This is a genomic window from Nocardia sp. NPDC005825 (genome assembly GCF_040630175.1).
Classification (GTDB): Bacteria; Actinomycetota; Actinomycetes; order Mycobacteriales; family Mycobacteriaceae; genus Nocardia.
Map to the genome: position 1 here is coordinate 247,965 of NZ_JBEXXC010000001.1, position 19,214 is coordinate 267,178.

Genomic DNA, 19,214 nt, shown 5'->3' on the forward strand with positions numbered 1-19,214 from the left:
TCAGCGCCCCTGCTGCAGCCCGGCCGACTGCTCCGGGGTGAGTTTGGACTTCAGGTCGTAGAAGATGTCGGCGGCGGTGATGTCGCGGGTGATGACACCGTTGTCGCGGAACAGCTTCACGATGGCGGCCAGATCTGCGCCGTCGGAGGCGGTGGGCAGATGCGGCGCGGTGGCCTCGCCGCCCACCCGGATCGCGTCGGCCAGGCGGGGACCGCTCAGGGCGCGCGGACCCGACTGGTCGAACACGTTCTGGAACTCCGCGGGATTGGCGCGCTGCCGAATCGCGAGCTGCTGCACCGTCTGCAGGAAGGCGGCCGCGATCTCGGGGTGCTGGTCGGCGACCTCGGTGCGGAAGACGAAGACGGTGTTGTCCTTGGAGCCGATGGACTGTTCGGTGGCGATCTCGACGCCGCCGTTGGCCTTGGCCTCCTGATAGGGCACCAGGAACGAGGCCCAGGCGTCGACCTTGCCGGTGGCGAAGGCGGAGGCGGCGTCCTTCTGCTGCAAGGGAACCCGGGTCACCTTGTCGGCGGGGACGCCCGCCTGGGCGAGGGCCTGCAACAGGATGTACTCGCCCTTGCCGGCCGGATTCACCGCGACTCGCTTGCCGACCAGGTCCGCGACCGACTTGATACCCGACCCCGGCGCGGCCAGGATGCCGCTCTGGTCCTTGCCCGCCGGATCCGACACCGAGACGATGCGCACGGCCACGTCCTTGGACAGCGCCCCGATCACCGGGCTGAAAGCGGCGTCGGAGACGTCGAGTTCCTTGGTGTTGAACAGCTTGAGCATGGAGCTGAAACCCGGTGTCGTGGTGACCCACTCGACGCGGGCGTGCAAGGGGGCGAGCGCCTTGTCGAACAGGCCCTCGCGTTTGCCGACCGCGAGCGGTCCGGCATTTCCCGGATCGACGACCTTGAGCACGATCTCGCCCGGCGTGGCCTCGGTGGAGCCGGAGCCGCACGCGGCGACCAGGGCGACGACGGGAGCCAGGATCAGGGCGTGACGCCAACGGCGTGGCCGGCGCGTGCGGTACATGGAGGGCACCTCTTCCGTTCGGAACTGTCCAACGATGTCTGGGGACAGTAGGGATTCCGGCGGGGTGAGGCGAGGTAATGCTTTCCGAGGATCGGAAGGGTTGACAGAGATCTTCCGAACCCCTTATGGGAGTTTCCCTTCCGCTATTCCAAATAGTGGAAAGAGTGACCCCGGTGGCGCACCGGTCCTGTGCTACGGTCCCCACCGTGGAAGGTTCCGGAGTGCAGACCGTCGCCCGTGCCCTGTCGGTGCTCGACTGTTTCCGCGACGGGCAGGAACGCGGCGTCTCGGAGGTCGCGCGGCAGCAGGGGCTGGCGGTCAGCACCGCCCATCGGCTGCTCGCCGCGCTGGTGCAGGCCGGATTCCTCGACAAGACAGCGGATTCGGGCCGCTATCGCATGGGCGGCGCGCTGGCCGAGTACGGCCAGATCGCCTATCGCCAGCACCGCACCTACCTGGCCGAGCCCGCTCTCGAACAGCTCGCCGCCACCACCGGTGCGAGCGCCTCACTCGCCATCCGGCACAGCATTCACGCGGTGCTGCTGGCCACCAGCCGCTGGCGCGACAGCGACGGCCACCGCCTCCAGGGCGTCCGGTTGCCCTTGCACGCCAGCGCTCTCGGCAAGACGCTGCTGGCCTGGAACGAGGCCACCGACGCCGAACTCGCGGCGCTCCCCTACGACGAGGGCACCGATCGGTCGGTCTCGACTCCGGCCGAACTCCGTACCGAGCTCACCCGCACCCGAGAACGCGGCTACGCCTACAACGACGAGGAACTCGACCCCGGCTTCCGCACCCTGTCCGTCCCGATCCTCACACCCGCCACCCCGTATCGCTTCGCACTGGGCCTGCGCGGACCCACCACGCTGATGATTCCCGAGCGGCTGCCGTTCCTGGTCGACCTGGCCAAGATCACCGCGACCGACATCGCGACCCGCTTCACCACCACCTGACAACGGGCCGGTGCCGCCCGAACCATCCGGCCGCCAAGGGATTTCATCGATCCCCGATTGGCGGCGGCCACGCCGGACTGACAGCATGAACGGCATGCGAATGCAGCGGCTCGGGGACGGCGTGACGGTGTCGGCGATCGGTCTGGGATGCATGGGCTTCTCCCAGGGGTACGGCGCGGCCGACGACGCCGAGTCGACCGCGGCCATCCGGGCGGCGTACGAGGCGGGCATCACGGTGTTCGACACGGCGATGAGTTACGGGCTCGGGCACAACGAGCGGCTGGTCGGGCACGCGCTGGCCGGGACCGACGCGCTGGTGGCGACCAAGTTCGGGATCGTGCGCACCGACGCGGGGGTCGGACTCGACGGCAAGCCGGAGCACGTGCGGGGATATTGCGAGGCGTCGCTGGAGCGGCTCGGGCGCGAGGTCATCGACGTGTACTACCTGCACCGGGTCGATCCGCAGGTGCCGGTCGCCGAAACCGTGGGGGCGATGGCCGAATTGGTGAGTGCCGGGAAGGTCCGGCATCTGGGCATCTCGGAGGCGACGCCCGAGCAGCTGCGGGCGGCGGTCGCCGTCGCGCCGATCGTGGCGGTGCAGTTCGAATGGTCGATGCTGTGGCGCGAGCCCGAGCGCGACATCGTCCCGGTCGCGCGGGAACTCGGGGTGGGCCTGGTGCCCTACAGCCCGCTGGGGCGCGGCCTGCTCACCGCCACACTCGATGCCGGCACGGCCGCCGACGCCGATTTCCGCCGTCACGACCCCCGCTTCCAGGGCGAACACCTCGACGAGAATCTCGCGCAGGTGGCAGCGTTGCGCGAGATGGCATCGCGGCTGGGCATTTCGGCGGGTCAGCTGGCGCTGGCGTGGCTGCTGGCCCAGGGACCCGATGTGATGCCGATCCCGGGCAGCCGCCGGGCGGCGCGGATCCTGGAGAACGCCGCCGCGGCCGCGGTCGAACTCGGGGCCGAGGACCTCGCCGCGCTCGAGCAGCTGGTGCCGGCCGACGGATGGTCCGGCGACCGCACCTCGTTCGCGGTCCCCTCGACCACGCGCGGGGCCTAGACGCCGCGCACGGCCGGGCGGTACAGCAGGGTGATCAGGCTGGAACCGGCCAGGCCGCCGAGGATCTGGGCCGCGGTGAACGCGGGCACCGAGGACGGGTCGATGCCGGTGAACGAATCCGACAACATGCGACCCAGGGTGAGCGCGGGATTCGCGAACGACCCCGAACTGGTGAACCAGATGGCCGAGCCGAGGTAGGCGGCCACGGCCGCGGCGCTGCCCCCGCGTCCGAGCCGGGCGGCGGCGAAGCCGATCGCGACCAGTCCGGCGGCAGCGAGGATTTCGCCGAGCAGGTGGCCGCCGGTGACGCGCTGCTGGGTCGCCAGTTGCAGCGGAGGACGGTCGAACATGGCGTTGGCCAGCAGCGCACCGACGATCGCGCCGCAGAATTGGGCGGCGACGTAGACGCCGAACGCCCGCGTGGACAGTCCCCGGCGGTCGCGCCGCCCGCCCAGCCAATCCGCCAGCGACACCACCGGATTGAGGTGCGCGCCCGAGATCGGGCCGAAGATCAGGATGAGCACGGCCAGCCCCAGCGCGCTGGCGGTCGAGTTCTCGAGCAGCCGCAATCCGAGGTCGCCGGGCGAGAGCTGGTCGGCCGCGATGCCCGAACCGATCACGACGGCGGCGAGGGCGGCGGTGCCGGAGAACTCGGCCACCGCTCGACGCCCGAGCGGCAGCGGGCCCGCGGCGGGGACGGCGCGGTAGGCGGCGAGGACGGGCGGTTCGGGGTTCGGCACCCGGTCACAGTGCCAGACCAGGGCTTTCCGAAGCCGGGCTCAGCACAAGATATTTCGTATATACCGCCGCCGGCCTATTCGAGGCCGCCCGCGCCGACCTCCGGCAGCCTTTCGGTGAGGCGCAGCCGTTCGGCCATCGTGATGAGCAGGTGCTGGGACTCCTCGCTCAGATCGACGGCCGCGATGGCGAGTGCACGCAGGCCGGGGAATTGCAGGCGGGCCAGCAGGTCCAGGTCGTGGCCGCGCGGGACGGGGTGGGCGGAGGTCGCGAAATGGTCGGGGCGGACGCGGAAGTAGCGGGCCAGGGCGGCGATGGTCTCGCGGGAGGGGTTGGTGCGCGCGCCCGAGCGCAGCTGGCTCAGGTACGGCTTGGAGATGGGGTGGCCCCAGGCGGTGAGCTGGGCGGCGACCGCGGAGTTGGTGTGCGGGCGTCCGCCGGGGGCAGGCATGGCGTCGAAGAGCTCGTTGAGCCGGGCCGCGAATCCGGTGACGGCCGACGGGATCGGGGCGGGCATGCTGCGCCGGGCCAGGGTGCGATGCGGGATGCGGGCGTAGAGGCGGTGCAGGGCGGGGTCATTGAGGGAGGAGCGTTCGAGCAGGTCTGCGATGCGCAGTACGGGGTCGGGGGCGTGATCGGGGCTCATTCGGCCACCTCCTGGCCGTCGAGGCCGGTCATCCAATCATGGTCGCTGCGTAGTCCGGCCCAGCGCACTTCGACGGCCGGGACCGACGGGAACGCGAAGAGCTGCGCGATCTCGCGGGCGCTCAGGCCCATCGCCTTGCCCCACGCGAGCGCGCGGTCGCGGTCGCTCAGGCCCTCCAGGCGGCTGCGGAACGCCAGGCGGGAGACGACGGATCCGGCGACGTCCTCGGCGGCGGCCAGGACCTCGGACGGCTCGGGGCCGTCCGCGCTCACCACCGCCACCGTCGACGCGGGCTGGTACTGGTAGAGATCGCCGCCGCGGCGGCTGCGGCGGAAGTGCTCGACGAAGGCGCGCACGCACGCGCCGAGGAAGTAGCCGCCCAGACTCTGTCCGCTGTCGGCGTCCCAGCCGTCGCCGTCACGGGCGGCGCGGCGGAAGCGTTCGAGGGCGCGGGTGATGGTCTCGCGCACGAAGTCCTCGGCGAAGCGGGTTTCCACCAGCAGCCGTTCCTGCGCGGTCGGGCGCAAGGGCATCCCCTCGCGTTCGGCGACCGCGAAAATCCAGCCACTGCGTACCCACGGCCCCAGGACGGCCAATGCGTGGCGAACCAGACTGTCCGCCAACGGCTTCCAGGCGGGTCCCTCGAATCCGGCCTTCCGAACCAGCTCGAACAGCTCGTGTTCGGCCGCGGTTCTCTCTGGATCGGTCATGTTTCAGGTGTCCTCCGCCCTGCACCTCCAGATCGCTGACGAACACGTTATAGGGACGGCAAACAAAGCGCATTTCTTTCAGCTAATGCTCAGTAAGCGGGGTGTGTAAATCGTTCCTTGACAGCAAGATTCGCGTCAAGGCAGCATTTACATATGAGTGATTCTCCGCACCGGGATCCCGCCGACGAGCGCGCGATCCTGGCAAAGCTGTTGTCCACCAATGCCGATGTCGTGGTCGAGGTATTGCGCCCTGGCCAGGGTGTTCCGCCGCCCTCGGTGATGGCCGCGCTGCGGGCCGCGCGCAGTCTCGACGGGGTCGTCGACGATGTGCTGCGGTCGCTGGTGCGCCAGGCCCGCGACGAAGGGCGGACCTGGGCCGAGATCGGCGAGATCTTCGGCACCTCACGTCAAGCCGCGTTTCAGCGCTTCGGCGGGGCCGGCGCCGGGATCCCGATTCCGCCGCTGCACTCCACGCCGCCGATTCCGCCCGTTCCGACCATTCCGGGCATTCCGCCCCTGCCTTCCATGCCCCACATGCCTCCTATGCCACGCATGCCCGAATGGCCCCAGGGTCCCGGCATGCCGCCCGGACGTCCGGGCGCCGGACCCGGACACCATGGACCGCACGGTCATCGCGGCCCCGGCCCGCACGGTCCGGGCAATGCTCCGGGGCCCGAGCCGCGCGACGACGAGCCGGGCGCATGAGAGCCGCCGCCGCGGGCCGGAAGGTCCTGCACCCATTCGATGGTCGGAACCGCCGACTGCTCGCGGCGGCCCGGCAGCGCTATGCCGAGGACCGGCTCGCCGACGCGATATCGGCGGGGACCCGTCAGGTCCTCGTTTTCGGCACTGCCCTGGACAGTTTCATCGCGCACAATCCGTACCGTGACGTGCGAGTCATCCGGGTCACCGAACATGACGGCGGAATCGTGCCGCCACCAGGGGGTTCCGAGTCCCGCGGCCGAGCCACACCGCGGCAACTCGCGGAATTTGTCCGATTCGCACCCGGATTCGAGCCCGAGGACCCGGTGTTCGCCATTCGGCTCGACAACCCGGGCTGCCACGGTTCGGGCGGTACCGCCACCGGCCTCGGGGGCGGCCCCACTTGCCCCGGGATGACCACGACGGTACTTCGATTGCTAGCCAATTGCCGAGGCGGCGCGGAGATTGTGCTCGAGGTGCCGCGCGCGGGCGTCACCGGCGTTGCCCGTGCGGTACGCGACACGGGGTGGGTGGTGCAGGAGGACCTGAGCGCTGACGCGCTAGCCTCTCGCTATCTCGATGTCGCGGCCGGACAGGACTATTCGGCCGAACCCCGCATTGTTCGAGCGCGGGTCGCGCAATAATTCTGGTCGCCTGACCGATCCACTGTTCGCCGGATGAGGAGTGCCATGCCCGTGCACACCCGACGTCACGCCCTCGCGGTCCTGGCGGCCGCCACCGCCTTACTCGCCGCGGCGGCCCCGGCCACCGCGACCCCCGCTCCGGCGGAGCTGCCCAGTCTGGGCGCGGACTTCCACTGGGGCGTGGCCGCGTCCGGATTCCAGAGCGAAGGGCATGCGCCCGACAGCAATTGGCGGCGCTACGTGGCCACCCACCCCGACTACGACCCCTACGGCGACAGCGTCGACTTCTACGACCGCTACGCCTCCGATATCGCGCTGGCCAAGGACCTGGGTGTGGACACCTACCGGCTCGGCGTCGAGTGGGCGCGGGTGCAGCCGCGGCCGGGCGAGTGGGACGCCGACGGATTCGCCTTCTACGACAAGGTCATCGCGGCGGTCCGGGCGGCGGGGATGCGGCCGATGATCACCCTGGACCACTGGGTGTATCCGGGTTGGGAGGCCGATCGGGGCGGCTGGGGCAATCCGGGCATGGTCGAGGACTGGCTGACGAACATGCGGGTGGTGGTCGACCGATACGCGAGCGCGGATCCGATCTGGGTGACGATCAACGAGCCGTTCGCCTACATCATGAACGAGGTCCGCAATGGCGGGCTGCCCGCCACCGAGGCGCTGACCATGCAGGCGCGACTGGCCCAGGCGCACAACAGCATCTACGACCACATCCACGCCCGGCAGCCCGGTGCGATGGTGACCAGCAATGTGGCCTACGTGCCCGCCGCGGATCCGCTGGTCAACGGCGGCATGCTCGACGCCATCGCGGCCAAGCTGGATTTCGTGGGCATCGACTACTACTACGGCCTGTCCCCCGACACCGCCGGCCAGTTCAGCGCGTTCGCGTCCTCGGAGCTGTGGAAGCTGCCGTTGCAGGCCGACGGCATCTACTACACCCTGCGGCACTTCGCGCAGCGGTTCCCCGGTAAGCCGCTCTACATCGTCGAGAACGGCATGCCCACCGACAACGGTCAGCCTCGCGCGGACGGCTACACCCGCGCCGACGACCTGCGCGACACCGTCTACTGGCTGCAGCGCGCCCGGGCCGACGGTATGAACGTGATCGGCTACAACTACTGGAGCCTCACCGACAACTACGAGTGGGGCTCCTACACACCGCGTTTCGGCCTCTACACCGTGGACGTGCGCACCGATCCGGCCCTGACCCGCAGGCCCACCGACGCCGTGGACGCCTATCGCGCCATCACCCACGACGCCGGTGTGCCGAGCGACTACCTGCCGACCCGGCCGCCTGCCGGCTGCTCGCTGGTCGATGCCCTCGCCAGCTGCGCCGACCCGGTGACGCTGCCGCGCTAGTGCGTCGCCGGGTGGTTGCACCGGACTGTGACTCCCCCTCCTGGAACCGCTTGGGCCACAGGCCGGTACATCACGAACGGTAGGCGGCGTGGGTCCGGCTCGACACCGAGATCATCCGCGGGACCGCTATCGCAGCAGGTGAGGTCCGCGCGATGGTTTTCCGGTCCGGAAATCCGGCCCTGATCGGCGGGTCGGCCGCGCGGGCCGGTCCCGCGACACGCCCCTCACTGCCCCGGAATTCAGCTAACAGACAGCTACGCTCCGAATGGGACATTCCGACCAGGCGTCCCGGAGAAGGAGCCCCGATGCGCCGTCGCCTGCACCGACTAGTCCTCGCCGGGCTCGCCGCCGCCGCGACGCTGCTGCCGGTGGCCACCGCCGCGCACGCGACTCCCGCACTGCCGCCCGCGACCCCGGGCACCCACGGCGGAATGGGCCCGGACTTCCTGTGGGGCGTGGCCGCGTCCGGCTTCCAGTCCGAGGGGCACGCCCCCGACAGCAACTGGATGCACTACATCGACGCCAATCCCGACTGGGACCGCTACCGCAACTCCATCGACTTCCGCTCCCGCTACCAGACCGACATCGCGCTGGCGGCGGGCCTGGGCTCGAAGGTGTTCCGCATCGGCATCGAATGGGCGCGCCTGCAGCCCGAACCCGGGGTCTGGGACGAGGAGGGCTTCGCCTTCTACGACCGCGTCATCGACGACATCGTGGCCAACGGCATGGAACCCATGCTGACGCTGGACCATTGGGTGTATCCGGGCTGGGCCGCCGAGCGCGGCGGCTGGAACGACGACGCCATGGTCGGCGACTGGCTGGCCAATGCCCGCAAGGTGGTCGACCGCTACACCTCCCGCAATCCGGTGTGGGTGACGGTGAACGAGCCGGTCGCCTACATCATGCACGAGGTGCGCCAGAACGACACCGACGCCGACCAGATGCTCGACCGGGTCGCCCGGGTGCACAACGAGATCTACGACTACATCCACACCGTGCAGCCCAAGGCGCTGGTCACCAGCAATGTCGGGTACGTGGCCGGGGCCGAGGCGCAGGTCAACGGGCCGCTCATGGAACGCATCGGCGACAAGCTCGACTTCATCGGCGTGGACTACTACTTCGGCTACGAGCCGCCCAAGGCCAACACGGTCAATATGCCCGACGGGTCGGTCGCACCGCCCGCCGGGATGTGGGACCTGCCCATCCGCCCCGAGGGCATCTACTATGCGCTGCAGCACTATTCGAAGATGTTCCCCGGCAAGCCGCTGTGGGTGGTGGAGAACGGCATGCCGACCGACAACGGCAAGCCCCGCGCCGACGGCTACACCCGCTCCGACCATCTGCGCGACACCGTGTACTGGCTGCAGCGCGCCAAGGCCGACGGCATGAACCTGATCGGCTACAACTACTGGAGCCTCACCGACAACTACGAGTGGGGCTCGTTCGCACCGCGTTTCGGCCTCTACAGCGTGGACGTGCAGACCGATCCGAGCCTGACCCGCAAGCCCACCGACGCGGTCGACACCTACCGGCAGATCATCACCGCCGGCGGGGTGCCCTCGGGCTACGAGCCCGTGCGCTTCCCCTCCGACTGCAAGCTGGTCGATCCCCCGGCCAGCTGCGAGAACCCCGTCACCGTCCCCACCGCGGTCCCCACGTCCTGATGCGGGCGCGGGACAGTTCAGTCCCGGCGGACCGCGCGTTCGACCTCTTCGGCCAGAGTGGCGCCGCCGACCTCGCGGGCCGCGGCGAGGAACCGGTCCCGGAAGCGATCCAGGTCCAGATCGATGCCCTCGCCGGTGTACTCCCGGCCCGACGCCTCGCGGACCACCCGGATCATCTCGTCGGCCAGGGTGGCGATGTGGGTACGGATCAGCTTGCGCAGCACGCCCGACAACGCGATGTCGGTGCCCACGTCGTAGAGGATCAGCGCGCCGGTGAGCATGGCCGGTTCGGGCACCCGCCAGCGGGCGCCGAGCGGTTCGAGGTAGCCCTCGGACAGCAGGTCGTCGAGGATCTCGGGGCGGCGATCACCGAGCAACTCGGTCAGGGCGTCGTCGTCGAGGACCGTGCCGGTGTCGATGTCGCCGCTGTAGCGCGGATCGAAGACCTCCCGCCAGTCGCCGTCGCCGGGGACCTCGGCCTCGAAGACCTCGCGGATCGCGTCCAGGCGCAACCCGCGCGCCTGCATGGCGGTGATGGCCCGCAGTCGTTCCAGGTGGTCGGGACCGTAGACCGCTTCCTTGCCCGCGCGACCGGGCTTGGGCAGCACGCCGACCGAGTGGTAGTAGCGGATGGTGCGGGCGGCGACACCGCTGAGTTCGGCGAGTTGCAGGCGGCTGTATCGGTCCACGCGAACAGCATAGATACCGCAACCCGGTCCAACGTTGACAGCCACAACTGTCCGCATTAGCGTAACCGCCGCCACACTGTCGACGACGACAAGGGAGTCCTCATGACCCAACGCGACACCGATTTCGACGTGCTCATCGTCGGGTCCGGCTTCGGCGGCAGCGTCAGCGCCCTGCGCCTCACCGAGAAGGGTTACTCGGTCGGCGTGCTCGAGGCCGGTCAGCGCTTCGCCGACGACCAGCTCCCCGACACCAGCTGGGACCTGCGCAAGTTCCTGTGGGCCCCGAAGCTGGGCTGCTTCGGCATCCAGCGCATCCACCCGCTGCGCGATGTGCTGATCCTGGCCGGCGCGGGCGTGGGCGGCGGCTCCCTCAACTACGCCAACACCCTCTACGTGCCCCCGGCCCCGTTCTTCGCCGACCCGCAGTGGCGCGAGATCACCGACTGGCACGACGAGCTGATGCCCTACTACGAGCAGGCCCGCAAGATGCTCGGCGTCGTCACCAACCCGCACATGACTCCCGCGGACGAGGTGTTCAAGCAGGTCGCCGAGGACATGGGCGTGGGCGACACCTTCGTGCAGACCCCCGTCGGGGTGTTCTTCGGCGAGGCGGGCAAGACGGTGCCCGACCCGTACTTCGGCGGCGCGGGCCCCGAGCGCACCGGCTGCATCGAATGCGGCGAGTGCATGACCGGCTGCCGCCACAACGCCAAGAACACGCTGGTCAAGAACTACCTGTACCTGGCGGAAAAGGGTGGCGCGCAGGTGTTCCCGATGACCACGGTCACCACCGTGCGCCCGCTGCCCGACGGCACCTGGGACGTGGAGACCGAACGCACCGGCGCCTGGTTCCGCAAGCAGCCCAAGACCTACACCGCCAAGCACGTGGTGCTGGCCGCCGGCACCCGCGGCACCCAGCAGCTGCTGTTCGCCATGCGCGACAAGGGCGTCCTGCCGCAGCTGTCGTCGCGGCTGGGCGTGCTGACCCGCACCAACTCCGAGTCCATCCTCGGTGCGGCCACCCGCAAGGTGAACCCGGACGTCGACTTCACCCGCGGCGTGGCCATCACCTCCTCCATCCATCCGACCCCCGACACCCACATCGAGCCGGTCCGCTACGGCAAGGGCTCCAACTCGATGGGCCTGCTGCAGACGCTCATGGTCGACGGCGGCGGCAGCATCCCGCGCTGGCTGCGCTTCCTGGGCATCGTGCTGCGGCACCCGCTGATGCTGCTGCAGTTCATCTCGGTGAAGAACTGGAGTGAGCGCACCATCATCTCGCTGGTCATGCAGCATCTGGACAACTCCATCACCACCTACACCAAGCGTGGGCTGTTCGGGCGCAAGCTCACCTCCAAACAGGGCCACGGCGAACCGAATCCGACCTGGATCCCGGCCGGCAACGAGGTCACCCGCAAGGTCGCCGACACCATCGGCGGCGTCGCGGGCGGCACCTGGGGCGAGGTCTTCAACATTCCGCTGACCGCCCACTTCCTGGGTGGCGCGGCCATCGGCGCGGACGCCGACCACGGTGTCATCGACGCTTACCACCGCGTCTACGGCTACCCCACGCTCTCGGTGGTCGACGGCGCCGCGGTCTCGGCCAACCTGGGCGTGAACCCGTCGCTGACCATCACCGCCCAGGCCGAGCGCGCCGCGGCCATGTGGCCCAACAAGGGCCAGGTCGACACCCGCCCGGAGCAGTCCGCGGGCTACGCCCGTATCGCACCCGTCGCACCGTCGCAGCCGATGGTCCCAGCCTCGGCCCCCGCGGCCCTGGTGCTGCCGATCGTCGAAATCCGTGGCGGCCGCTCCGAATCCACGCCCGCCTGACGACCCGCACACGAGGAGGGCCCCGGCCGATCGACGGCCGGGGCCCTCCTCATGTCGTCCTCAGATCAGGTCCCGCTCGTGGCTGTAGACGAAAGTGACACCGCCGGTGGCGAAGTTGGGCACATCGGCGACCGCTGCCTGCCCCTGCGGGCTGGCGAGGACCGCCTCGAGTTCGGCGCGCGAATCGGCGTAGAGGCCCACGACGAGGTAGTAGGGCGCGGGCTGGGTGGGGTCGGCGCTCTCGCCGTGCCCGATGGTCCACTTCTTCAGACCGGTCATCTCCCGGGCGATCGGGATATGGGTGTTCCAGTAGTACTCGTCGAAGGCGGCCGGATCCTGCGGGTGTCCGTAGAGGATCGAGAGTCGGTACATCGCACCGACGGTACGGGTCGCACGAGCGCCGGGCGGGGAGATCGCGTCAGTGGGCGTGGATGTGGGAGATGCCCATCGGGGAGGTCGGGGGCGGGACGTCGCCGATCGGGGCGCGGAACTCCTGGAGAGCGGCGAGGACGTCGACGTGGCGCGCGGCGTAGCAGCGGACCTGAGGCAGGGCGTGGGCGACCTCGCTGCGTTCGAGGGGTTCGGCGTCGATGTAGCCGACCTGGCCCAGGCCCACGCCGAGGGTCTCGGCGATGCGGGCGATGGCCGCGGACTTGCGGCCCCAGCCGACCTCGACGGCGGCGAAGCGGTCGGCGACGCCGTGGCGGCGCAGCTGCTCGACCGTCCAGGCCCATTCACCGCGGGAGGCGACCGCGTGCATGACGCCGCGCTCGTTGAGGATGCGCAGTGAGCGCGCGGCCTCGGCGCGCAGCGCTCCCGCGGTGGAGTCGCACACCACCCCATCCCAGAGGGTGTTGTCGCACTCCCACACAAGCAGTTTCACGTTCGCGGCATTCATCGTTCCCCTACCAGTCAGCAACCATCCGGTACCAAGGGTGCCGGACGGTCCCCTCTTTCACGAACCGCCCCGCGCGTGACATCGTAGGGGCTGTCTGGGCCAATACACCAGCGCGGGCAAAACCGGAGCACCGAAGTCCCGGTCCGCCCTGCGTGTTCCGAGTGTGCGCGATTATCGCTGGTAGTTTCGGATCCGGGCCGGACGAATCGAACGAAAGGGGCGTATGCCCATGCGGCGGCGCTGGAAACTCGCGGGTGGCCCGCCCGTGCTCGCGCTGGCACTGGTACTGACCGGTTGTGGCGCGGCCGAGGACTCGCCACCGGTGGTGGTCAGTTCGCTGGGGCCGGTCGCGGCGACCGCCGCACCCGTGCAACCGGCGCCCACGGCGGCGACGAGCGCCGCGGCCATCTCGAGCCCGGTCACGCCGACGGTGGACGCGATGGCCGATCAGGCGCTCATCGATCACACCGAGTGGACCGACGAGATCGACGGCCGCCGGTTGAAGATCTTCCCCACTCGCGCCGGGCGCATCGACCTGTTCCCGACGGCCGGGGATCGCGCCTGGGGCGAGGTGCTGGCGCTGGCCCCCGACGCGGACTCCCCCGGCATGTACGACCAGTTCCGCTGCCACTGGGAGTGGGCGCGCGCGGTCGCGCCGGACAAGACCAGCTGGAACATCGAGCCGTGGCGGCCCGCGGTCGGGTACGACGCGACGGTGTCGGCGCTGTGCAACCCGGGCGGTCCCGAACGCTGATCGGTTGCTCGATGCGGTCACGAAACCGGTTGCCCGCCAGAACCTTCGAGCCGATCGCCAAATGTGCGTATCGTTGGTGACGTCCAGCGCTCACTCCTGGGAGGGAGGGCAATGGTGCGCGCCTCGGCACCCGAGACCTCTATGCCCACGCCGCCCGCTGCCGCCCGGGGACCGGCGTCCCCCGGCGTGCGCGCGCTGTTCCCGGCGCTGACCGAGGCCGCCGAGGTCTACCTCGACTCCGCCTCCACCACCCAGAAACCGCGGCCGGTGATCGAGGCGGTGCACCGCTATCACCGCGAACGCACCGCCAATGCCGGGCGGGGCACCTATCCGTGGGCGGGCGCGCTGACCGCCGAGGTCGCCGCCGTGCGCGCGGCCATGGCCGAATTCATCGGGGCCGCACCGGATGAGGTGGTGTTCACCGGCGGCGCCACGGCCGGGCTGAACGCGGTGGCGCTGTCGTGGGGACTGGCGAACCTGCGCGACGGCGACGAGATCCTCTACAGCCCACGCGATCACGCCTCCAATGTGTATCCGTGGCAGCATCTGCGCGGTCTGCTGGCCCGTTTCGGGCGGCGCGTCGAGCTGGTGCCCTACCGGGTGAACGCGCTGGGCGAGGCCGATGTCGAGGATGTGGCGGCGCGGATCACCCCGCGTACGCGATTGATCACCGTGGCGCATCTGCACCACGTGTTCGGCGGGCTGACCACCCTGGAAGAGTTGTGCGGGCGCATCGATCCGCGGATCGCGCTCTGTTTCGACTGCAGCCAGTCCGGCGGACATCTGCCGGTGAACATGGCGGAGCTGGACGCCGATTTCGCGGTGTTCGCCGCGCACAAGATGTTCGGGGCCCCGGGCACGGGCGTGCTCTATTGCCACCGCCGCCGACACAGTGAACTGCTGCCGTTTCTGCCGGGTGGCAATTCGGGAGTGTCACTGGACGATTCGGGCTTGGTGGGCGGGGCGATGCCGCAGCGGCTGGAGGGCGGCACCCACAATCTGCCCGGGATCCTCGCCCTCGGCGCGGCTCTCGAGGTGCTGGGCGAGCTCGGCCTCGACGCGATCGCCGCGCACAATCGGGCGCTCACGCAGCGATTGATCGCGGGTCTGCGCCCAGTCACCGGAGTCGAGTTCACGCCGGGCCCGGCGTACGCGCCGTGCGAAACCGGGTACGGGATCGTGTCTTTCACCGTCGCCGGGATCAGCGCTACCGACCTGGGGTTCGTGCTCAGCGAGCTGGGCTTCCTGGTCCGCACCGGCGCCCATTGCGTCCCCACCGGCGGCGCCGCGGCCGACGCGGATTCGGTGCGGGTGAGCACGCACGTCTACACCACCGTCGACGAGATCGACCGGTTCACCGAGTGTGTCGCCACGATTGCCGAGGAGGTCTCGTGACCAAGTCAGGCTCCGAACCCCGCTACGACCGCCGCGCCGCGTCCCGGGTGCTGGCCGGGCTGGCCCGGCCCGGACTGGGTGCGGCCCCGGTGCCGCCGCCCCCGCGCCGCGTCGAATACACCTGCACGCCGCTGGCTTCGGAGTCCGGCTCGCATCTGACGTTGTCGCAGCGGCTGTATCTGGAACGGTTCATGCGTCCGTGCCGCGCCGACCAGGTGACCAGCGCGACCCACCGCATCACCTGGACCGACAGCGACGGCATCCCCAATACCGGGCATGTCCGCACCGGCGGGCTGGGCCCGGTCGTGCCGATCGCCATGCGCGAGACGGTGCTGGCGCTGTGGCACGCCCTCGACGCCGATCCCGCGCTGGCCCAGCGCATGGCCAAGCTCGGCCCGCGCGAACAGGCGGTGCTCGACGGCACCACCACCGATCATGAGCCGCACGAGATCTTCCGGGTGGGCATCGAGGCGGCGGGGCGGGCGCTGGCCCAGCACGCGCTGCTGGCACGGGAGACGCCGTATCGCACCCCGGCCGAATTCGCGGTCGGCATGCGCGATTCGGGCATCTACGCGGCGGTGGCGACACGCTGGTTCTGGGAGTTACAGGCCTCGAGCTACCGGCGCGGCATGATCGCGGTCACCCTGACCACCCAACCCGATGGGACCGTGCGGTATTCGGCGGAAACGGTGGCGACACTGCGCGCCATGAAGGACATGACCATCGAGGACGCGCACCGGGTCATGCGCCGCGCCACCCAAGCCGAGAGGCTGACCGTCGCCGAGGCGATCGCCAAGTATCACGACGAGCTGGATCTGATCTCGCGCCAGTACGCGCTGCTGCCGCCGGGCACCCGCCCGGCGTGTCTGGCCGCCATGCCGCATCAGCTCGACGGCGCGCACTACAGCATTCTGCCGCTGGTCGTCGACCGGTTCACCGAGGTGTTCACCCATATCGTGGACGGGATCACGGTGGCCGAGGTGGCGGCCGAAACCGGGTCGGAGACCGGTGAACTGGCCGCCGAGGACCAGGTGTTCTATGTCCCGGACATGACGTGCAAGCACTGCGTGCGCACCATCGGCGGGGTGCTGGACGCGATGGGCATCGGGGTCGGCGATATCGATCTGGTCAGCAAGCGGGTGGTCGCGGAGTTCCGCAGCCCCCGCAACCGGCACCGCGCCTTCGAGGCGCTGCGCGACAGCGGCTACAACCCGACCCTGGTCACGCCCGCGACCAGCGAAACCGCCGTATGACGGTCGCGGCGCCGCCGGGGTTGCCGGCGAAGATGCACGCGCTGGTGTCGGAATTCCTGGCCACGCCGGGCGCGGTCCAGGACGCGGTCGCCGAGTTCGGGTCACCGGTGCACCTGGTGTTTCCGCAGGTCTTCGCGCAGAACCTGGACAGGCTGCGGGCGGCGCTCGCGGCGCGCGCGGCGGGGTTCCGGATCTGCTACGCGCACAAGGTGAATCAGTCGCGCGCGTTTGTGGCAGCCGCGCACGCGGCGGGGATCGGCATCGATGTGGCCTCGGAGGTGGAGCTGCGGGGGGCGTTGAAGGCGGGGTTCGAACCCGAACGCATCGAAGTCACCGGACCCAAGGGTGAGGGGCTGTTGCGCGCGCTGGCGGGCACCGGGGTGACCATCAATGTCGACAATCTGTGGGAACTGGAACAAATTGCGGCACTGGCGGATATCCCCGTGCCGGTTTTGGTGCGAATGTGCGGATTCCCGGGGACGCCGGTGAGCCGGTTCGGGGTGCCGCTGACCGAGAGCGACCAGCTCCTGGAGATGCTGTCGACCCACCGGGACCGGATCGAGTTCCGCGGGTTCGCCTTTCACCTGGATTCGGGCGAACCGGCCGAACGGGTACGCGCGGTGGAGAGCTGCCTGGAGTTGACCGAGCGGGCCTACGGGTACGGATTGACGCCGACGGTGCTGAATATCGGGGGCGGCTTCCGGCAGGTGTTCACCGCCGACGCGGGCGCATTCGATGCATACGTGCACGCGCTGCGCGAATCACTGGTGGGCCGGGGCGAGCAGATGGCCTGGGGCGCCAATACTTTCGGCTTCCACGTCGAGGACGGCGCGGTGCACGGGACACCAGTTTTTCACAAATACGCCAACACTGTGGATGCCGACCGCATGCTCGCCGACCTCCTGGATACGGGCCTGGAATCGCACGGCGGCCGCAGTTTTGCACAGGTGGCTGGGGAGAACCTCCTCGACATCTGGCTGGAGCCGGGCAAGGCACTGGTCGACCACGCCGGAATCACCGTGGCGCGGGTGGAATTCGTGAAGCGGACCGCCGACGGGTCGACCCTGGTCAATCTGGATCTGAGCCGCGACACCGTCACCCCGGCCGATCAGGAGGTGATGGTCGACCCGATCCTGCTCCCCGCCCGAACCGGCGCCGACGGGCCCGATTCCGTCCCGGGCGACCCGAATCCCGCTGCGGCGGGGGTGTTCCTGGCGGGGCGGCTGTGCCTGGAACGGGACCTGATCACCAACCACAAGGTGTGGCTACCGCGGTATCCACAATCGGGGGATTTCGTGGTGTTCCCCAATACCGCCGCCTACCACATGGATCTGTCGGCCGCGCGGGCCTCGATGCATCCGGTGCCGCCGAAAATTGCGGTGTCGCGCGAATCCGGGATGTTCCGGGTGTGCCGCGACGTTGACTGGCACGAGGTGCACTGATGCGCTACGACCACATCACCGAACTGATCGGCAATACCCCACTGCTGCGGCTGGATCCGGCCGTGCACGGGCTCGCACGCGTCGAGCTCTACGCGAAACTCGAGTTCTACAACCCGTTCGGGTCGGTGAAGGACCGGGTGGCGTGGGGCATGATCCGCGACGACCTCGACGAGATCATCGCCGGGAAGCAGACTTTGATCGAGGCCTCGAGCGGTAATACCGCCAAGGCGTTGCGGGTGCTGGCGGCCTTGCACGGGATCGGGTTACGCGCGGTCACCAATCGGATCAAGGTCGCCGAGGTGCGAGACCTGTTGCAGCTGTTGGGGACCGATATCGAAGAATTGCCGGGTTTGTCGGAATGCCCGGATCCGACGGCCCCCAACGACGTGTACTCGGTCATCGAATCGACCATGGCCCGCGCACCCGGGGCCTGGTACCACCCCTCGCAGTACACCAGCGAGAAGAACATCGAGGCCCACCATCACGGGACCGGACGCGAGATCCACGAGGACCTCGCGCGCGACGGCATCACCCGCGTCGACTATCTGATCGGCGGGCTCGGCACCACCGGGTCCACCCGCGGCACGGCGACCTTTCTGCGCAAACACAATCCGGAGTTGAAGACCGTCGCGGTGGTCTCCGAGCGCGGCGACTTCATCCCCGGTATCCGCTCGGAGACCGAGATGTGGGATGTGGGCCTGTTCCAGCCCGAGTTCTACGACCGCGTCATGGCGGTGGAGGCCGGGCGCGCGGTCGATGCCACGCTGACCCTGGCCACCGGCCACGGGGTGCTCGCCGGGCCGACGAGCGGGGCGACCTATGCCGCGGCGCTGGAGTTCCTGGGTTCGGTGGAACCGCCCTCGGCGCAGGGGGATCCGCTGGTCGCGGTGATCATCGTGTGCGATCGGCTCGAGCCGTACCTGTCCTACATCCGCAAGCGCCGCCCGGAGCTGTTCGGCAAGCCCGGGCGCGCCCCGGCGCCGGACGCGGTCGAACTCGCCGCCACCCCGGTCCTGTCCCCCGACGAACTCGAGCAACTCGATCGCACCGCCCGCCCGACCATCGTCGACACCCGTGGCGCGATGGCCTATCGGATCGCCCATGTGCCGGGCGCGTTGAACATCCGCGACGATCAGCTCGACGACATGCTCGTCCAGGGTGTCCCGTTCTCGCGGTCGCGGCCGGTGGTCTTCGTCTGCCCGGTCGGTGAGGTGTCGTTGCGGTTCGCGGCGCTGGCCCGCCGGGCCGGGTACGACGCGCACAGTCTGGCGGGCGGCATCACGGCCTGGCGCGATGCGGGCAAACCGATGGAATCCGCGCCCCGGCACGGTTGACGCCAATGTGGCGGCGCCCCAGTAATTTCGGCTGTGGCGACACTACCCGGGCGATAGGATTGCTGTGCTGCCGTATTTGCACGGAAC

General features: G+C 69.6%; 18 protein-coding genes. 11 read left to right on the top strand and 7 right to left on the bottom strand.

Annotation, left to right across the window (positions count from 1 at the left end):
- The gene (locus ABZ382_RS01195) at positions 1 to 1,038 is read right to left on the bottom strand and encodes an NrtA/SsuA/CpmA family ABC transporter substrate-binding protein (RefSeq protein ID WP_357082092.1); all 1,038 of its coding nucleotides are present in this window, start codon (positions 1,036 to 1,038) and stop codon (positions 1 to 3) included.
- Between the two features lie 206 nt (positions 1,039 to 1,244).
- Here ABZ382_RS01195 and ABZ382_RS01200 point away from each other — a divergent pair, with 206 nt between their 5' ends.
- The gene (locus ABZ382_RS01200; protein WP_357082094.1) at positions 1,245 to 1,991 is read left to right on the top strand and encodes an IclR family transcriptional regulator; all 747 of its coding nucleotides are present in this window, start codon (positions 1,245 to 1,247) and stop codon (positions 1,989 to 1,991) included.
- A 94-nt stretch (positions 1,992 to 2,085) separates the two neighbouring features.
- Positions 2,086 to 3,057: an aldo/keto reductase gene (locus tag ABZ382_RS01205; RefSeq protein ID WP_357082096.1), complete on the top strand. Its 972-nt coding sequence runs from the start codon at positions 2,086 to 2,088 to the stop codon at positions 3,055 to 3,057.
- Here the strand turns inward: ABZ382_RS01205 and ABZ382_RS01210 are convergent.
- From ABZ382_RS01210 to ABZ382_RS01220, 3 genes are all read right to left on the bottom strand, one after another.
- Positions 3,054 to 3,797, bottom strand: a complete 744-nt coding sequence (locus tag ABZ382_RS01210) for an MIP/aquaporin family protein (RefSeq protein WP_357082098.1) — start codon at positions 3,795 to 3,797, stop codon at positions 3,054 to 3,056. The two genes, ABZ382_RS01205 and ABZ382_RS01210, sit on opposite strands and share 4 nt — an antisense overlap.
- A gap of 74 nt (positions 3,798 to 3,871) precedes the next feature.
- Entirely contained in the window at positions 3,872 to 4,312 is a 441-nt protein-coding gene (locus tag ABZ382_RS01215) for a helix-turn-helix transcriptional regulator (protein ID WP_357083971.1), read from the bottom strand.
- 125 nt (positions 4,313 to 4,437) lie between these two features.
- A complete protein-coding gene (locus ABZ382_RS01220) occupies positions 4,438 to 5,151 on the bottom strand; it encodes a hypothetical protein (RefSeq protein ID WP_357082100.1) in 714 nt (237 codons plus the stop codon).
- Positions 5,152 to 5,304: 153 nt separating this feature from the next.
- Here ABZ382_RS01220 and ABZ382_RS01225 point away from each other — a divergent pair, with 153 nt between their 5' ends.
- The 3 genes from ABZ382_RS01225 (at position 5,305) to ABZ382_RS01235 (ending at position 9,529) form a co-directional block, all read left to right on the top strand.
- Positions 5,305 to 5,856: a hypothetical protein gene (locus tag ABZ382_RS01225; protein WP_357082102.1), complete on the top strand. Its 552-nt coding sequence runs from the start codon at positions 5,305 to 5,307 to the stop codon at positions 5,854 to 5,856.
- A 686-nt stretch (positions 5,857 to 6,542) separates the two neighbouring features.
- Positions 6,543 to 7,865 (top strand): family 1 glycosylhydrolase, encoded by a 1,323-nt coding sequence (locus ABZ382_RS01230; protein WP_357082104.1) that lies wholly within the window; start codon positions 6,543 to 6,545, stop codon positions 7,863 to 7,865.
- A gap of 305 nt (positions 7,866 to 8,170) precedes the next feature.
- Positions 8,171 to 9,529: a family 1 glycosylhydrolase gene (locus ABZ382_RS01235; protein ID WP_357082106.1), complete on the top strand. Its 1,359-nt coding sequence runs from the start codon at positions 8,171 to 8,173 to the stop codon at positions 9,527 to 9,529.
- Between the two features lie 17 nt (positions 9,530 to 9,546).
- Here ABZ382_RS01235 and ABZ382_RS01240 read toward each other — a convergent pair whose 3' ends face one another.
- A complete protein-coding gene (locus ABZ382_RS01240) occupies positions 9,547 to 10,218 on the bottom strand; it encodes a MerR family transcriptional regulator (protein WP_357082108.1) in 672 nt (223 codons plus the stop codon).
- A gap of 102 nt (positions 10,219 to 10,320) precedes the next feature.
- Between ABZ382_RS01240 and ABZ382_RS01245 the strand changes: the two genes are divergently transcribed.
- Positions 10,321 to 12,051, top strand: a complete 1,731-nt coding sequence (locus tag ABZ382_RS01245) for a GMC family oxidoreductase (RefSeq protein ID WP_357082110.1) — start codon at positions 10,321 to 10,323, stop codon at positions 12,049 to 12,051.
- 60 nt (positions 12,052 to 12,111) lie between these two features.
- Here ABZ382_RS01245 and ABZ382_RS01250 read toward each other — a convergent pair whose 3' ends face one another.
- Together ABZ382_RS01250 and ABZ382_RS01255 are read right to left on the bottom strand one after the other, a co-directional pair.
- Entirely contained in the window at positions 12,112 to 12,423 is a 312-nt protein-coding gene (locus tag ABZ382_RS01250; protein WP_357082112.1) for an EthD family reductase, read from the bottom strand.
- 46 nt (positions 12,424 to 12,469) lie between these two features.
- Positions 12,470 to 12,934 (bottom strand): hypothetical protein, encoded by a 465-nt coding sequence (locus tag ABZ382_RS01255; protein ID WP_357082114.1) that lies wholly within the window; start codon positions 12,932 to 12,934, stop codon positions 12,470 to 12,472.
- Positions 12,935 to 13,172: 238 nt separating this feature from the next.
- Here ABZ382_RS01255 and ABZ382_RS01260 point away from each other — a divergent pair, with 238 nt between their 5' ends.
- The 5 genes from ABZ382_RS01260 to ABZ382_RS01280 all read left to right on the top strand — a co-directional run bounded on the left by ABZ382_RS01260 (position 13,173) and on the right by ABZ382_RS01280 (position 19,127).
- Positions 13,173 to 13,703 (top strand): DUF2599 domain-containing protein, encoded by a 531-nt coding sequence (locus ABZ382_RS01260; RefSeq protein WP_357082116.1) that lies wholly within the window; start codon positions 13,173 to 13,175, stop codon positions 13,701 to 13,703.
- Positions 13,704 to 13,814: 111 nt separating this feature from the next.
- Positions 13,815 to 15,098: an aminotransferase class V-fold PLP-dependent enzyme gene (locus tag ABZ382_RS01265; RefSeq protein WP_357082118.1), complete on the top strand. Its 1,284-nt coding sequence runs from the start codon at positions 13,815 to 13,817 to the stop codon at positions 15,096 to 15,098.
- Complete coding sequence (locus ABZ382_RS01270) at positions 15,095 to 16,351, top strand: heavy-metal-associated domain-containing protein (RefSeq protein ID WP_357082120.1); 1,257 nt, start codon at positions 15,095 to 15,097, stop codon at positions 16,349 to 16,351. The genes ABZ382_RS01265 and ABZ382_RS01270 overlap by 4 nt, the downstream gene beginning before the upstream one ends.
- Entirely contained in the window at positions 16,348 to 17,793 is a 1,446-nt protein-coding gene (locus tag ABZ382_RS01275; RefSeq protein WP_357082122.1) for a decarboxylase, read from the top strand. The genes ABZ382_RS01270 and ABZ382_RS01275 overlap by 4 nt, the downstream gene beginning before the upstream one ends.
- Positions 17,793 to 19,127, top strand: a complete 1,335-nt coding sequence (locus ABZ382_RS01280; RefSeq protein WP_357082124.1) for a pyridoxal-phosphate dependent enzyme — start codon at positions 17,793 to 17,795, stop codon at positions 19,125 to 19,127. The genes ABZ382_RS01275 and ABZ382_RS01280 overlap by 1 nt, the downstream gene beginning before the upstream one ends.
- Positions 19,128 to 19,214: the final 87 nt, after the last annotated feature.

Coding starts and splice junctions, on each gene's coding strand:
- ABZ382_RS01220 (WP_357082100.1), bottom strand. CDS start 5,151: ATGACCGATCCAGAGAGAACCGCGGCCGAACACGAGCTGTTCGAGCTG.
- ABZ382_RS01265 (WP_357082118.1), top strand. CDS start 13,815: ATGGTGCGCGCCTCGGCACCCGAGACCTCTATGCCCACGCCGCCCGCT.
- ABZ382_RS01225 (WP_357082102.1), top strand. CDS start 5,305: ATGAGTGATTCTCCGCACCGGGATCCCGCCGACGAGCGCGCGATCCTG.
- ABZ382_RS01205 (WP_357082096.1), top strand. CDS start 2,086: ATGCGAATGCAGCGGCTCGGGGACGGCGTGACGGTGTCGGCGATCGGT.
- ABZ382_RS01275 (WP_357082122.1), top strand. CDS start 16,348: ATGACGGTCGCGGCGCCGCCGGGGTTGCCGGCGAAGATGCACGCGCTG.
- ABZ382_RS01235 (WP_357082106.1), top strand. CDS start 8,171: ATGCGCCGTCGCCTGCACCGACTAGTCCTCGCCGGGCTCGCCGCCGCC.
- ABZ382_RS01250 (WP_357082112.1), bottom strand. CDS start 12,423: ATGTACCGACTCTCGATCCTCTACGGACACCCGCAGGATCCGGCCGCC.
- ABZ382_RS01260 (WP_357082116.1), top strand. CDS start 13,173: ATGCCCATGCGGCGGCGCTGGAAACTCGCGGGTGGCCCGCCCGTGCTC.
- ABZ382_RS01215 (WP_357083971.1), bottom strand. CDS start 4,312: ATGCCCGCCCCGATCCCGTCGGCCGTCACCGGATTCGCGGCCCGGCTC.
- ABZ382_RS01245 (WP_357082110.1), top strand. CDS start 10,321: ATGACCCAACGCGACACCGATTTCGACGTGCTCATCGTCGGGTCCGGC.
- ABZ382_RS01280 (WP_357082124.1), top strand. CDS start 17,793: ATGCGCTACGACCACATCACCGAACTGATCGGCAATACCCCACTGCTG.
- ABZ382_RS01230 (WP_357082104.1), top strand. CDS start 6,543: ATGCCCGTGCACACCCGACGTCACGCCCTCGCGGTCCTGGCGGCCGCC.
- ABZ382_RS01195 (WP_357082092.1), bottom strand. CDS start 1,038: ATGTACCGCACGCGCCGGCCACGCCGTTGGCGTCACGCCCTGATCCTG.